Below are 14,106 nucleotides of genomic sequence, written 5' to 3'. Positions count from 1 at the left end.
CGAATCGTCATACACCAGAGAAGCCACAAATTCCACAAACCCCACCAAGTACACCAGAGAAGTCGAAGAAGAAAATTCTCCCTTCAACAGGTAGTCAAAATTCATTCTTTGCATTACTTGCAGGTCTATTCACCTTAAGTGGAGCTGCTTACTTGTTAAAGAAGAAGGCGTAATTCTATCATCAGATAGATCGAGTAAAGAGGCTGGGATAAAAGTCCGACCTCAAATATAAAAAGCGAACAAAACTAGTTTTCTGGTAATCAGAATTCTGCTTTGTTCGCTTTTCGCATTTAATTATAGATTTGAAGGGCTTAATAATTAAGATTTTTAAAAATTGAAATCTTTTTGTCCCAAACTCTTTTAAGGGTTCTTTGTCAATTGAAGTGGGTGACGGTATTGAAAAAGCTGCCAATGATTTTGAATCAGAAGTAGCTGCTACAATGGCTGCTGAACTTGGACAAAACTAAACCAGTTAATCCACTATCTAGAGTTTAAAATAAGTAAAAAGGTTAGAGAACTAAGTCTGTTCTCTAACCTTTTCTAGTCTCATTTGCTATTATTTTACAATTCGTTTCGTGAATCCCTTGTGAGAAATCACAGAGTCTACAAAGATTAAAACGATTAAAGAAATTAGTAGATAGGTAATTTCGGAGTAGGTAAAAGCGATTCGATATGTTTGTGTAAAGAGAATAGCACAGACACTTACAGTAATGATAGCTAAATCAATTGTCCATTTTGTTTTAGGGTTTATTGAAGACGGTTCAAATAAAAATGGAGCAAATAAGCAGATGACTAACGGGACGACTTGGACATCCACATAGTCAGCAGAAATAATTGTAAAAAAGAATAAAGTTGAAACCAACCAAACCAGTACATGACGTGTATATTTGAACCAATCCATTTTCATTCATTTGGCCTCCTTTTATTATTATCGTCAAATTTTCATCTATATTATAACGCTTTAAAATTAAAAGGCAAGCGTTTACACTCGAATTATTCCTATTCTATAAGCTTTTTCACTTGCTTGAATAATCAGACTTTTCAGTTTTTCATTTAGGTCTTTTTCTTTCAAAAATAAGAGATTTTCGGTATAATATTAGTCAAAGATAGTCAATGTCAGTTGCTCATTTATGGAGCAAAAGAAAGAACTGGAAGAAAGAGTTGTCATGAGCCATAAGAATACGTCAGACAGTATTGAGGAATATATCAAAGCAATTTTAGCTCAAGCTGGGATTGCAGAGTTGAAGCGCAGTGAAATTGCGGATGTTTTTCAGGTTGTTCCAAGTCAGATAAATTATGTCATCAAGACACGTTTTACGGAAAGTCGTGGCTATGTTGTTGAAAGCAAGCGTGGTGGAGGCGGCTACATTCGGATTGGTCGGATTGAGTTTTCCAATCATCATGAGCTGCTTTGTGATTTGCTGCATAGCGTTGGCGAGCAGATTAGTCAACAGGTCTTTACAGATATCATTCAGCTATTGTTTGATGAAAAAATCATGACAGAACGAGAAGGGAATCTTCTTTTAGCGACGACAACAGACAGGGTATTGGGAGTAAATGCTGCACAGATTCGTGCGCGGATGTTAAAGAAAATTTTACAACAAGTTGATAGAAAAGGGAAAAACTAATATATGAAATATTCAAAAGCTTTGACAGAAAGTATTGAGTCGGCGCAACTGCTAGCAAGCCATTTTGAAACAGATTATTTGGAGTCTTGGCATTTGTTGATTGCCATGGCGAATAATCCTTATAGTGTTGCGGGTTCTGTTTTAAATGATTATCCGCTTGAAATTGATGATTTTGAGAAAGCAGCCTTTCATATCACAGGAAAGATTTATCAACAAGAGGGAAGCTTTACCATTTGGCCATTTTCTCATCGTATGAAAGTGTTGTTTTTAACAGCTGAGCGAATTGCAGAGGCTGTGCATGCTAAGAATCTTGGGACAGAGCATGTGTTGTTAGCTATGCTGTTTGACCGAGGAAGTTTGGCGGCACGTTTCCTTGAATTTACAGGCTTTAGCTATGAGGATAAAGAAGGCGTTTTACGTATGACCGATCTTCGGAAAAACTTAGAGCATAAGGCTAGCTGGGGTAAAGAAGATATAAAGGCTATTCGCCACTTAAATAAAAATATTGCTGCAGCGAAACAAACGATGGCTAATATGATGGGGATGCCTCCTTCTACCAGTGGCGGACTAGAAGATTATACCCGTGATTTAACCGAAATGGCTCGTGCTGGTCTTTTAGAACCGGTTGTCGGACGTGATAAAGAGATTTCTCGTATGCTTCAGATTTTAAGTCGCAAGACGAAAAATAATCCAGTGTTGGTTGGAGATGCAGGAGTTGGGAAAACAGCACTGGCCCTTGGTTTGGCGCAGCGTGTGGCTGCTGGTCAGGTTCCAAATGAGCTTGCAAAGATGAGAGTTCTGGAGCTGGATTTGATGAATGTGGTAGCTGGGACTCGTTTTCGCGGTGATTTTGAAGAGCGGATGAACAATATTATCAATGATATTGAAGCAGACGGGCATGTGATTCTCTTTATTGATGAGCTTCATACTATTATGGGTTCTGGCAGTGGGATTGATTCGACATTAGATGCAGCGAACATTCTCAAGCCAGCTTTGGCTAGGGGGACGCTCAGAACGGTCGGCGCAACGACACAAGAAGAGTACCAGAAATATATTGAAAAGGACGCAGCTCTTTCACGGCGATTTGCCAAAATTACTATTGAAGAGCCGACGGTAGCCGATAGTATTGCGATTTTACAGGGGCTCAAGAAAAGTTATGAAGAACACCACAAAGTGGTGATTACAGATTCAGCGATTGAGACAGCGGTTAAGTATGCTCATCGTTATCTAACAAGTAAACATCTACCTGACTCGGCGATTGATTTGCTAGATGAAGCTGCCGCAACGGTACAAAATAAAGGTCCGCAAAATCATGTAAAAACAGAATTGAGTGCAGCAGACGAGGCTTTAATGGCAGGCGATTGGAAAAAGGTTGGCACTTTGTTGGAGAAAGAAAGTCAGCCAATTGTCTACAAACTAAAGGTTAAAGATGAGGATATTTTGGCAACACTCAGCGGTTTATCGGGAATTCCTGTGCAAAAGTTGACGCAAACAGATGCGAAGAAATACCTCCATTTAGAAAAGGAGTTGCACAAGCGGGTCATTGGGCAAAATGAAGCAATTTCTGCTATTAGTCGAGCGATTCGGCGCAATCAATCCGGTATCCGCACTAGCAAGCGTCCAATTGGCTCCTTTATGTTCTTAGGGCCAACCGGGGTCGGAAAAACTGAGCTGGCTAAGGCTTTGGCAGAAGTTCTCTTTGATGACGAAACGGCACTGATTCGTTTTGATATGAGTGAATACATGGAAAAATTTGCTGCCAGTCGCCTTAATGGAGCGCCTCCAGGTTATGTTGGTTATGAAGAAGGGGGCGAATTAACTGAAAAAGTTCGCAATCGTCCATACTCTGTACTCCTCTTTGATGAGGTAGAAAAAGCACATCCTGATATTTTCAATGTGCTTCTCCAAGTCTTAGATGACGGGGTGCTGACAGACAGCAAGGGGCGCAAGGTAGATTTTTCCAATACCATTATTATTATGACCAGCAATCTTGGTGCGACAAGTTTGCGGGATGATAAGACGGTCGGTTTTGGAGCGCGTGATGCCCGCTTTGATCATGAAAGCATGGAAAAACGGATGATGGAAGAACTCAAGAAAAGTTATCGTCCGGAATTTATCAATCGGATTGATGAAAAGGTTGTTTTCCATAGCCTGACTAGCGAAGACATGCAAGAAGTGGTAAAAATTATGGTGAAGCCACTCATTGTCAGTCTCGCTGAAAAAGGAATTGAGCTGAAATTCCAACCTAGTGCTTTGAAACTTCTGGCTCAAGAGGGTTATGACCCTGAAATGGGAGCTCGTCCACTGCGCAGAACTCTACAAACTCAGGTAGAAGATCATTTATCCGAATTACTTTTAGCTGGTGAGTTACAGATGGGACAAAGTTTGAAAGTCGGTGTCAAAGCTGGACAGCTGAAGTTTGAAGTGCTCTGAGTTTTTATACGAAGCATTCATCTGGGAATAGATAAGGTATTTTAATATGAACATTCGTGAAATGACAGAAACGGATTATGATCAGGTTTATCAATTGTGGTTATCATGTGCAGGCATGGGATTGAATGATTTAGATGATTCAAAAGAGGGAATTGCTCGGTTTTTGCAGAGAAATCCTCAAACTTGTCTGGTGGCAGTAGAAAATCAAACGATTATCGGAGCGATTTTAGTTGGTTCGGACGGACGAAGAGCCTATATCTACCATACAGCTGTTCATCCGAATTACCGTAGGAGAGGGATTGCTCGGCAGTTGGTTGAGACAGTTTTAACTGTCTCAGATGAGTTAAAAATTCACAAGGTCGCTTTGGTCGTATTCAAAAGGAATACAGAAGGAAATCGTTTTTGGGAAAAATTAGGTTTCTCTGTTCGAGAAGATCTCATTTACCGCAATCAAGCAAGGACTGAAATGACTCGGATAGATACCTGGTAGAAATTACTCTTTAAATAAAAAGCACCAACCATTTGGGAATAATTTTCCAGATGATTGGTGTCTTTTTTTTGGTGTTTAGACTTGCAGCAACTCTTCAATTTCCGCAAGGCTGTTGGCTTGGGAAATGGCACCGCGGAGTTTGGCCGCGCCAGCAGTTCCGCGGAGGTAATGAGGAGCTAAACCGCGAAATTCTCGAACGGCGATATGCTCTCCTTTAAGGTCAATCAAGCGCTTCAAATGATCGTAAGCAATGTGCATTTTATCCTCAAAGCTGAGGTCGGGCAAGATTTCTCCCGTTTCAAAATAATGGTTGATTTGTTGGAAGAGGTAAGGATTGCCCATAGCAGCGCGCCCAATCATGACAGCGTCAGCACCGACTTCTTCTATGCGTTGTTTGGCATCTTGAACGGTGCGAATATCGCCATTGGCAATGAAAGGAATCTTGGTTAAGGCTTGCGCAACATGGTGGAGAGTTTCAAGATCGGCATGCCCAGTGTACATTTGTTCGCGTGTGCGTCCGTGCATAGCAAGAGCTGACACACCAGCAGCTTCAGCTGCCAGTGCATTTTCCACAGCTAGTGAGGCGTCCGACCAACCAGTGCGCATTTTCACAGTCAACGGAATATCTAGAACAGAACGAACTTTATTGATAATAGAATAGATTTTTTCTGGATCTTTGAGCCATTTTGCCCCAGCTTCGTTTTTAACAATTTTATTGACGGGACAGCCCATATTGATGTCCACAATATCTGTTTGGGTATTTTCTTGGATAAACTCGGCTGCACGTGCCAAACTATCTTCGTCACTCCCAAACAACTGAATGGAAACGGGATGTTCTCCTTCATCAATATGCAGCATGTGAAGTGTCTTTTCGTTATTGTACTGAATGCCCTTGTCTGAAACCATTTCCATGACGACAAGTCCTGCGCCAAGCTCTTTTGCAATCGTCCGAAAAGCCGAATTGGTCACACCTGCCATAGGAGCGAGAACCGTTCGGTTGGGAATTTTCACATTGCCAATCAGAAAAGAGGTGTTAAGATTTGTCACGAATGAGTTCCTCCAAGTCTTTTTCGTCAAAATGATATGTGCTTTGGCAGAATTGGCAAGTGATTTCAGCACCGTGGTCTTCATCTCGCATTTCTTCAAGATCTGACTTAGGTAGGCTTGAGAGGGCATTTAAAAACCGATCTTTGCTGCAATCACATTGGAAGCGGAGTTCTTCTTCTGACAATCGTTTGTAAGGTTCGTTGCCGTAGATAGCTGAAAGCAGGGCTTCAATATGGTTTTCGGATTCTAAAAGTGTTGAAATAGCAGGCATTTCTTGGATTCGCTTTTCAAAGCGAGCGATTTCTTCTTCTTTGGCACCAGGAAGGACTTGCAAGAGGAAACCACCAGCAACCTTGACCTTGTCATTGGCATCTAGTAGAACATTTAACCCGACAGCTGACGGAGTCTGCTGGCTTTCTGTTAGATAGAATGCCAAATCTTCGCCAATCTCACCGGATACAAGTGGTGTCATAGAATGATAAGGATTTCCAGTTCCATAGTCTGTAATGACAAGGAATTCGCCATTTCCAACGAATGGTCCGACCAGCACTTCGCCAGTCGCGGTTTTTTTAATGTCTACGCCGGGATTTTGTACATAACCTTTGACCGTACCTTTTGTATCTGCAACGGTGATAATAGCACCGAGAGAGCTTGTTCCCAGCACTTTGACGGTGATTTTTGTATCTCCTTTTTCGTTTGCTGCAAGAATTTGACTGGCAATGAGCGTGCGACCTAGTGCTACAGTTGAGCTGGCCTGAGTGTGATGTTTTTCTTGAGCTGTCCGAACGGTTTCAGTACTGCCCAGTACATAAGCTCGGAAAGCTCCGTTTTCTGAAATAGTTTTAATAATCTTGTCCATACCTTTTATTGTAACATAAAAAAAGAAAAGGGAGCGGGACAAAAATCGGTATTTCGTAAGAAATTGATTTTGTTGTTCCACCCCGCATAGTTGACGAGGTTGTTGTCATTCTTTGCATAGCAAGGAATGACAACAACCAAGCACCTATTTCGTTTCGGTGAAAAAATAGTATATTATAAGAATTTAGGAAACTTTTGTCCTAAACTCTTGTTCCAGTCCATTAGTTTTCGTTTGTAGTCCGTTCATCCACTTCTTTTTGAGTTTCTTTTCCCTGATCTAGCAAAGCTTGGATAATCTTTTGGTCGCGTAGTTTAACAGAGTCGTTAATGGTTTCAGCGGATTGGATAACGGTCGCTTCAAGGAGAGCGCGTTTTTCCCGTCCTTTGTCAATGGCTTCGATAATACCTTGGTTTTGAGCGACTAAGCTTTCAGCCAACTTAGTGACAGATTCGACTGCAATTGTTGGATTTTGCGAGATTCTCTCCATTTGTGGAATGACTTCTTTGCTGGTTTCAGCCAGCATTTGAAGCGCTGCATTGTTGGCATTAGAAATAGCGTCCGCTACCTGACCAGATTTCATTGATTGTTGCAAAATACCTAGTTGAGCAATAGAGAGCTTCATGGTCGGAATGGTATTGCGACGAAGCATGCCGAGCTTTTGGCGCATATCAGAAGATACCTTCACGAGATTACGCATTTGCGGGGTAGTGGCCCAAGCAACATACAGACGGCTGATGTATTCAGTGTGTTGCTGTTCCAATGTATTGACAACTTCAGTCAAGCGAGCCAATTCTTGTGATTTGGTTTGGTAATCTAGAGTGGCAGTATCTAATTGTGCCACTTTATTTTGAAGAGTCAAGGCACGCGCACTGGCTTCTCTTTGACTGGCTTCGATAAAGGAAATGACACCGACTAGATTTTCAATGGATTTGGTGTTGTCTTCAATTAACATTTCGGCAGAAACGATATTGCGTGCGAGTACATCTTCTTGCTTGACGACAGTAGCAGCCATTCCGTCCATTTTTTGCTCGATATTTTGTGAATCAAAATAGAACTCTTGCAAGGTATTCTTGCTTTGTTTAAAGAGTTTTTCTAAGAAATTTGGTTTTTTATCTAGTTCTGCAATTTGAGCATCCTTGTACTTAGCAACAAAACCATTTAACTCTTTATTAGTGTTTTTTAGCAATTCATCGACTTGTGGGATTTGAAGTTTCTTTTGCTCGGCTAAAATACGGTTGACAGTGTTATTAACATCTTCGACCGCGGCTTGTCCAAAATCTAAAAGAGCATTTTGGTCGGAAATAAAGTTATCTACCAACTGAGGGGCTTTTGCCATGATAGCATTTTGTTGTTCAGGAGTTAATTTCTCCAAAAAAGTTAACTGCCCATTTGCTTGAGTTCTGGTTGATTCAATGATTTCGGTGGTTTTATCCGTTTTCGTAATGGCATTGTTAGCGATTTTGTCAATGTCGAAGTTAAATTCTTGGCTCATAAGGTCTCCTTTTGATGTTATAGTTCTGTGTTCGTCTCTTTTTTAGTTAAAATCCGCAAGCTGATGTCAAAATCTCGTAAATCAGCTTCGTTGAGCTGACGGAGTGTTTCATCCAAGTCTAAATCAAACTGCTCAATAGCCGCTTTGGCACTGGAGAGCCGTTCCTTGGCATTGTAAAAATCTTTCGGGGAAGCCTTGATTTTTAGGTAGCCTTCTAAAATATCCTCATAATGCTCCATTTGAGATTGATGGATCGCAGTTAATTCTTCCTTGTTGTTGCTTTCTGACTGAGAAATTTTCTTGAGAATAGCTTCATGGTCGGTTTGGATATTGTGAATGGTTTCGAGCAATTCTGGTGCTAATTCTTCAAGGCTTGACTTTGTACTCTCAGCATCTTGCGTGCGGAGGTTGTAAAGTTGAGCATGAATGTCTGCTGTTACGTCTCGCACTTTCCGTTGAATCCGCTGGTAAATCTCAGGTGAGATATGTTTTTTCAAGGTATCAGTCCGACCTTGGATATAGCTTAATTGAGGCAAGAGTTGTTCAGCTAACTGTTGGTATTTTTCATAAGCCTTTTCTTCCAGATAAGCATCTAATTGTTTGATTCGACTATCTGCGGCACCGATTTCCTCTTTCAAATCTTCAATTTGCTGACTGGCGCTAGGTCCTGTGATTTTTTTCGGCTGATGGGTTGCATAGTAGTAAATTCCGTAGCCTATACCGACAGCAAAGAGGATTGGGATGAGGTACTGCATAATAATACCGACTGCGATAAAAATAAGCAGTATACCAATCCATCTTCTAGAACGTACATTTCTATAATCTCTTCTGGACATAAATTCTATAATCCCGTTTCTTCTGAAATTTCTAAGTCTATTTTAGCATAAAAAAGCATCAAAGACGGAACTGAACAATATTTTTAATAAAAAGTTTGGCTGAAAATAATCATGGGCTGCTAAGATTTTTCAAAAATTTCTTGACTTCGAGTGCACTCCAAGGTATATAATAAAAGTGTAAATATTTTATCTTTTTGATGAATGTGGAGCATCATCTTTTTAATAGAGAAAGGAACAATAAGATGAAAGCAGCAGTTTTTGTAGAACCAGGAAAAATGGAGGTAAGAGAGGTTGCGCGTCTAGATGCTATTTGTCGGACGCGTCGGAGTGCCACATACAGGAGACATCAATATCGGTGACTACTGGATGGTCAACTTGGCAATGGCTGGTGGACCTGCTTCTTGTACAATTTATGATAAAGAAGTCTTGTTAAAAGCAGTTCTAGACGGTCAAATCAATCCTGGTAAAGTTTTCACTCAATCTTACAAATTGGAAGATATTGACCAAGCCTACAAAGATATGGCTGACAGAAAAACGATTAAAGCCATGATTGTGATGAATTAAGAGTTCTGAAAGAGGTTGGTATAATCCGGCCTCTTTTATGATTGTGAATGTTAGTTCAATAGTTCTCAAATACCTTCATTTTTGATAAAATAAAAGAAAAGCAGTTAAAAAGGGAGAAAGTCATGTCTTTAACTAGTCAGATTATTACAGCTGAATTTCCAGATTTAGAAAAAGTGGAACGACTCAACACGGAAGCTTTTCCTGAGGAAGAACGTGCACCGTTATCGGAGTTGCTACGCTATGGAGATGGAGAATTTTCTCATTTCTTTGCCTTTTATGATGAGAATGAATTTGTCGGTTTTGCCTTTTCAGTCTACAATGACAAAGCCTTTTATGTTAGCTTTTTTGCGATCATGCCTCATTTACGCAGCCACGGTTATGGTGGCAAAATTATTGATAAATTGGTGGATTTTTACCAAAGGACAATGGTTTTAGAGGTAGAACGCCTTGACGAGCCTTGTGATAATCTGGAACAGCGAAAAGCTCGTATGGATTTCTACCAGCGAAACGGCTTTCGCTCTTCGCATGCCTACTTAGAATACGACGGTTTAAGCTTTGAAATTCTTTATAAAGGACCGTTTTTTGATGAAGAAGCCTACCGTGATATTTTCAAAAAAATCCAAGAAGACGGTTATTTTGAATTTGAAATCAAGCATGGTCATGGAAGAGACTGGGAGTAGCTGAGAAATTCTAGCAGATATTTCTATTTTTCATTGAAAGTTATACATAAAAAAACGAGCTGTTGTTTTCAGCTCGTTTTACAGTGTATTTAGTATTTAATGGATTTCTGGGAAAAGTTTAGCCAAAATTTTAGGTGTAATGCTTTGACCGGGACCTTCTGCGCAATAAGTGTGCATATACATGGATGGATTGAAATTCAGCTCAATGCAGGTGCAGTGGGGCTCATTTTTGCTGGCTGGAAGTGTGCTATCTGGGATAATTAAATCCACGCCACAGACCCAAGCTCCCATAGCAGCTGCCATTTCTGCTGCTAGTTCCTTATAGGAGGTGTGCATGGTTTCAGTCACATCTACTGAGTCTCCACCAGTAGAAATATTAGAATTACGGCGAAGAAAAACTTGAATTCCTTGCGGTAGGACATCATCTGCTTTATAACCTTGCTGGGCTAGCATGAGTAGCTCAATCTCACCAAGCTCAATCATTTCCAGTGGAGAGCGATGGTCGCGCCCTCGTAGGGGATTGGTATTTTTAAAAGCTACCAATTCTCGAATAGTATGCTGACCGTCTCCTACAACATTGGCTGCTAAGCGCAGAAGCACTGCCTCACATTTTCCGTCTAGGACAAAGAAACGGTATTCGGTTCCTGCGATAAATTCCTCAACAAGGATAGAGCTGTCCTCTGAAAAGGCAATTTCCAATGCTTTTTGGTAACTGTTTCTGCTGGCTGGTTCCTGAAAAATAGAAATTCCTAACCCGAAGTTGGTGGATTTGGGTTTGACAACAATCGGCTTATTTTTGATAAAGGGATAGTAAGCTATTCCTTCTTCCAGAGTGGAAAATTCGGCTCCAGCAGGAACAGGAAAGCCAGCAGCAGATAAAATTTTCTTAGTTACTGTCTTATTTGCCATCGCAAGAGGCACGATATAGTTGTCCTTTGAGGTCATATTGCCATTTTTGACATACTCGATATGATCTTTATGTTGAAGCTTTAAAAACTGGTCACTTTCGTCCAAGATTTCTACTTGCACCCCTTTTTGAATAGCGTCAAAGAGGAGCATTTGAGTGGAGAGTTCCATATTTTCATAGCCTTTTAGCGCATAATGTGCATGCCAAGCGTAGTTGTGGTATTCTTTGGCTTTTTCTAAACCAAAGGCTTCTAAAGACTGGTTTCGAAGATAAGGCAAGAGCTGAGCGGAAAGGGTCAGACTGGGGTCCGCAACTGCAGTTTTTACATGATGAAACAGGTCTTGATAATAGGAGCTTAATCCGAATTGGTGAATGACAGCTTGCATAGCTTCAAGGAGCAAATCGCTGTCAGCTTCAACAGGCAAAGGAGTCAGAGGGTGGCTGAGAGCTATTTTTTCATTTAGAGCATGAGCTTGCTCTAGGATCTCATCAGGGTATGCTATATCATCTAGCCAGAGCAAGGCAAGCAAAAAGAGATGAACCGTGTCCATGGTCTCTTGGCTGATTCCTAGCACTTCAAAAGGATTGAGGTCAAAACAGCGGAATTCCAAATAGGTAATTCCTTTTTCTAGGTAATGCCGATTTTCTTTTTGCCCACGGAAGCGGACGGGTGTGTAGCATTCTTTCTCGGCAATTAAATCGCCTTGTGCTACGTATTTCTCTATATCGCTTACATAAGACTCTAGTGAAGCATAGGAAATGTGAATCTTTTTATCGTTTACATATCCTAAATCACTGTTGCGGATAGAGCGTACAGGCTGAGAAATCTTTCTCGTCAAAAACCCTTCTTCAGCAATTGGTGCTGCCCCGTATAAATAGGTCAGAAACCAGCGGAACCGTAAAAAGTTTCGAGCCAATTTGAGATAGAGGTCATTTTTAAAAAGCCGAATATTTGGGTAATCACTGACCTTGAAAAGAGCTTGGATCAAGTCGGCTCCCAATTCCACATTGTAGTGAATGCCTGAGATAGCTTGTAGCGTTTTTCCATATTTTTTTGCTAAACTTTCTCGATAATGACGCTCAAAATCGTTTTCTAAATGAGCGATTTGAATTTCTGCTGGCGATAATTTTGGGGGCATAGAGAGTGGCCAGATTGCTTCATTTTTTTGGATGGTGCGTCCAGCTACATCGGTAATAGCAGTGAGAAAACGCCTTGCTTCTTTTGTAGAAGTTGCAATCGGGGTGATGAGTTCTAATTGCTGCTCACTAAAATCGGTCTGAATCGTCGGGTGAAAATTGCGGTTGCCAAATGCTTGGGGATGAGGAGTTTGAGCTAATTTTCCGTTTTGATTGATGCGCAAGCCCTCCCTTTCCAACCCAAAAGTAGCTTGTAAAATAGGTGTATCTGCTGCTAATTTTTCGAATAAGTGATTGATGTTCATGGGAAATACCTGTTTATTTTCTAATACTTTTAGTCTATTATAAAAATGCTCAGAAAACAAATTTCTACTACGTTTTCCGAACCTTTTTTAAAAGAAAACGATTCTATTTTAGATAGGATAAGAATTTTCCAAAAGAGGGGGACTCAAACTTCGTCATTTGCAAACAACTGCGATAGTCTTATCTTGAAAAAAGAAGGAATTTTTCTTATAATAAAGTGTAAGACATAATTGCGGGTGAAACTCCTGCCATGTAGACAAGAAAGGACGAGCGCTTAGCTCAGACAAAATTATGACATCAGTTGTAGTTGTAGGAACCCAGTGGGGAGATGAAGGAAAAGGAAAGATTACAGATTTCCTTTCAGCTAATGCCGAAGTTATTGCCCGTTATCAAGGCGGAGACAATGCCGGACATACCATTGTAATTGACGGTAAAAAGTATAAATTGCACTTGATTCCATCCGGTATTTTCTTCCCAGAAAAAATCTCTGTTATCGGAAACGGAATGGTAGTCAATCCCAAGTCTCTTGTAAAGGAATTGGCTTATTTGCACGAGGAGGGTGTCACGACAGATAATCTTCGGATTTCAGATCGAGCCCATGTTATCCTTCCTTATCATATCGAGTTAGATCGCTTACAGGAAGAAGCCAAAGGTGATCACAAAATCGGGACGACTATTAAGGGAATTGGTCCTGCTTATATGGATAAAGCAGCTCGCGTGGGAATCCGCATTGCGGATTTGTTGGATAAAGATATTTTCAGAGAACGTTTGGAGCGCAACTTAGCTGAAAAAAATCGTCTCTTTGAAAAACTCTACGACAGCACAGCTATCCAATTTGACGATATTTTTGAAGAATACTACGCATACGGTCAGCAGATTAAACAATACGTGACCGATACGTCGGTTATCTTGAACGATGCTCTCGATCAAGGTAAACGTGTCCTTTTTGAAGGAGCGCAGGGAGTTATGCTAGATATTGACCAGGGCACTTATCCATTTGTTACCTCTTCTAATCCTGTTGCAGGTGGTGTGACGATTGGTTCCGGTGTGGGTCCAAGCAAAATTGACAAGGTTGTTGGGGTTTGTAAAGCCTATACCAGTCGTGTTGGTGACGGGCCATTCCCGACAGAACTGTTTGATGAAGTAGGCAACCACATTCGTGAAGTCGGGCATGAATATGGAACGACTACAGGGCGTCCTCGTCGTGTTGGTTGGTTTGATTCAGTTGTTATGCGTCACAGTCGCCGTGTGTCTGGGATTACCAACCTTTCTCTCAATTCCATTGATGTTTTGACGGGACTGGATACGGTTAAAATCTGTGTAGCTTACGACCTAGACGGAGAACGTATTGACCATTACCCGGCTAGTTTAGAGCAACTCAAACGCTGCAAACCAATCTATGAAGAATTACCAGGTTGGTCAGAAGACATTACAGGTGTTCGCAGTTTAGAAGAGTTGCCAGAAAATGCCCGCAACTACGTCCGCCGTGTGAGTGAACTTGTCGGTGTCCGCATTTCCACTTTCTCTGTTGGACCAGGTCGCGAGCAAACCAATATCTTGGAAAGTGTTTGGTCAAGTTTGTAATAGAAGCAGACAAAGCGGGTTTCGACTCGCTTTTTATTGACGCAATAAAAAAGTTTAAATAATGATTCTCTCTTAAGTTAATTTTAAGCCAGCTGGGTTATACTAAAATCATCAGATGAAGACCTCCTAACTTTATTTGATAGAAA

12 protein-coding genes and 1 pseudogene are annotated in these 14,106 nt (G+C 40.9%); 7 read left to right on the top strand and 6 right to left on the bottom strand.

Annotated features, from left to right (window positions below; all coding sequences use genetic code 11):
- Nucleotides 1-29: 29 nt before the first annotated feature.
- A complete protein-coding gene (locus tag IYQ23_RS07815; protein ID WP_324253125.1) occupies nucleotides 30-173 on the top strand; it encodes an LPXTG cell wall anchor domain-containing protein in 144 nt (47 codons plus the stop codon).
- A gap of 383 nt (nucleotides 174-556) precedes the next feature.
- Here IYQ23_RS07815 and IYQ23_RS07810 read toward each other — a convergent pair whose 3' ends face one another.
- Nucleotides 557-907 carry a hypothetical protein gene (locus tag IYQ23_RS07810; RefSeq protein WP_195674569.1) on the bottom strand — a complete coding sequence of 117 codons (351 nt, stop codon included), beginning with the start codon at nucleotides 905-907 and terminating at the stop codon, nucleotides 557-559.
- A 259-nt stretch (nucleotides 908-1,166) separates the two neighbouring features.
- Between IYQ23_RS07810 and IYQ23_RS07805 the strand changes: the two genes are divergently transcribed.
- From IYQ23_RS07805 to IYQ23_RS07795, 3 genes are read left to right on the top strand one after another with little or no spacing between them, the layout of a single operon-like run.
- Nucleotides 1,167-1,628, top strand: a complete 462-nt coding sequence (locus IYQ23_RS07805; RefSeq protein ID WP_049506832.1) for a CtsR family transcriptional regulator — start codon at nucleotides 1,167-1,169, stop codon at nucleotides 1,626-1,628.
- Nucleotides 1,629-1,631: 3 nt separating this feature from the next.
- Nucleotides 1,632-4,061 carry an ATP-dependent Clp protease ATP-binding subunit gene (locus tag IYQ23_RS07800; protein WP_195674568.1) on the top strand — a complete coding sequence of 810 codons (2,430 nt, stop codon included), beginning with the start codon at nucleotides 1,632-1,634 and terminating at the stop codon, nucleotides 4,059-4,061.
- A 46-nt stretch (nucleotides 4,062-4,107) separates the two neighbouring features.
- Nucleotides 4,108-4,551 carry a GNAT family N-acetyltransferase gene (locus IYQ23_RS07795; protein WP_195674567.1) on the top strand — a complete coding sequence of 148 codons (444 nt, stop codon included), beginning with the start codon at nucleotides 4,108-4,110 and terminating at the stop codon, nucleotides 4,549-4,551.
- Between the two features lie 75 nt (nucleotides 4,552-4,626).
- Here the strand turns inward: IYQ23_RS07795 and dusB are convergent, their stop codons facing one another.
- The 4 genes from dusB to IYQ23_RS07775 form a co-directional block, all read right to left on the bottom strand.
- On the bottom strand, nucleotides 4,627-5,598 hold the full coding sequence (dusB, locus tag IYQ23_RS07790) for a tRNA dihydrouridine synthase DusB (RefSeq protein WP_195674566.1): 972 nt from the start codon (nucleotides 5,596-5,598) through the stop codon (nucleotides 4,627-4,629).
- Entirely contained in the window at nucleotides 5,585-6,457 is an 873-nt protein-coding gene (gene hslO / locus IYQ23_RS07785) for an Hsp33 family molecular chaperone HslO (protein WP_229311964.1), read from the bottom strand. The genes dusB and hslO overlap by 14 nt, the downstream gene beginning before the upstream one ends.
- Nucleotides 6,458-6,677: 220 nt before the next feature.
- The gene (locus tag IYQ23_RS07780) at nucleotides 6,678-7,949 is read right to left on the bottom strand and encodes a toxic anion resistance protein (protein WP_195674565.1); all 1,272 of its coding nucleotides are present in this window, start codon (nucleotides 7,947-7,949) and stop codon (nucleotides 6,678-6,680) included.
- Nucleotides 7,950-7,966: 17 nt separating this feature from the next.
- A complete protein-coding gene (locus IYQ23_RS07775) occupies nucleotides 7,967-8,785 on the bottom strand; it encodes a membrane protein (protein WP_003026492.1) in 819 nt (272 codons plus the stop codon).
- Between the two features lie 312 nt (nucleotides 8,786-9,097).
- Between IYQ23_RS07775 and IYQ23_RS07770 the strand changes: the two are divergent.
- Together IYQ23_RS07770 and IYQ23_RS07765 are read left to right on the top strand one after the other, a co-directional pair.
- Nucleotides 9,098-9,349, top strand: a pseudogene (locus tag IYQ23_RS07770) (alcohol dehydrogenase); the annotation flags it as partial.
- A 122-nt stretch (nucleotides 9,350-9,471) separates the two neighbouring features.
- Entirely contained in the window at nucleotides 9,472-10,029 is a 558-nt protein-coding gene (locus IYQ23_RS07765; protein WP_195674564.1) for a GNAT family N-acetyltransferase, read from the top strand.
- Nucleotides 10,030-10,125: 96 nt separating this feature from the next.
- Here IYQ23_RS07765 and gshAB read toward each other — a convergent pair whose 3' ends face one another.
- Nucleotides 10,126-12,378: a bifunctional glutamate--cysteine ligase GshA/glutathione synthetase GshB gene (gene gshAB, locus IYQ23_RS07760; protein WP_195674563.1), complete on the bottom strand. Its 2,253-nt coding sequence runs from the start codon at nucleotides 12,376-12,378 to the stop codon at nucleotides 10,126-10,128.
- A 289-nt stretch (nucleotides 12,379-12,667) separates the two neighbouring features.
- On the opposite strand from gshAB, the gene IYQ23_RS07755 reads away from it, so the two are divergent.
- Nucleotides 12,668-13,960: an adenylosuccinate synthase gene (locus IYQ23_RS07755; RefSeq protein ID WP_195674562.1), complete on the top strand. Its 1,293-nt coding sequence runs from the start codon at nucleotides 12,668-12,670 to the stop codon at nucleotides 13,958-13,960.
- Nucleotides 13,961-14,106 lie beyond the last annotated feature (146 nt).

The organism is Streptococcus sp. HF-100 (assembly GCF_015594635.1).
GTDB classification, from domain to species: Bacteria; Bacillota; Bacilli; order Lactobacillales; family Streptococcaceae; genus Streptococcus; species Streptococcus vaginalis.
This window is presented reverse-complemented; position numbering and strand designations above follow the sequence as displayed.

Coding starts and splice junctions, on each gene's coding strand:
- IYQ23_RS07810 (WP_195674569.1), bottom strand. CDS start 907: ATGAAAATGGATTGGTTCAAATATACACGTCATGTACTGGTTTGGTTG.
- IYQ23_RS07805 (WP_049506832.1), top strand. CDS start 1,167: ATGAGCCATAAGAATACGTCAGACAGTATTGAGGAATATATCAAAGCA.
- IYQ23_RS07800 (WP_195674568.1), top strand. CDS start 1,632: ATGAAATATTCAAAAGCTTTGACAGAAAGTATTGAGTCGGCGCAACTG.
- IYQ23_RS07795 (WP_195674567.1), top strand. CDS start 4,108: ATGAACATTCGTGAAATGACAGAAACGGATTATGATCAGGTTTATCAA.
- hslO (WP_229311964.1), bottom strand. CDS start 6,457: ATGGACAAGATTATTAAAACTATTTCAGAAAACGGAGCTTTCCGAGCT.
- IYQ23_RS07780 (WP_195674565.1), bottom strand. CDS start 7,949: ATGAGCCAAGAATTTAACTTCGACATTGACAAAATCGCTAACAATGCC.
- IYQ23_RS07775 (WP_003026492.1), bottom strand. CDS start 8,785: ATGTCCAGAAGAGATTATAGAAATGTACGTTCTAGAAGATGGATTGGT.
- IYQ23_RS07765 (WP_195674564.1), top strand. CDS start 9,472: ATGTCTTTAACTAGTCAGATTATTACAGCTGAATTTCCAGATTTAGAA.
- gshAB (WP_195674563.1), bottom strand. CDS start 12,378: ATGAACATCAATCACTTATTCGAAAAATTAGCAGCAGATACACCTATT.
- IYQ23_RS07755 (WP_195674562.1), top strand. CDS start 12,668: ATGACATCAGTTGTAGTTGTAGGAACCCAGTGGGGAGATGAAGGAAAA.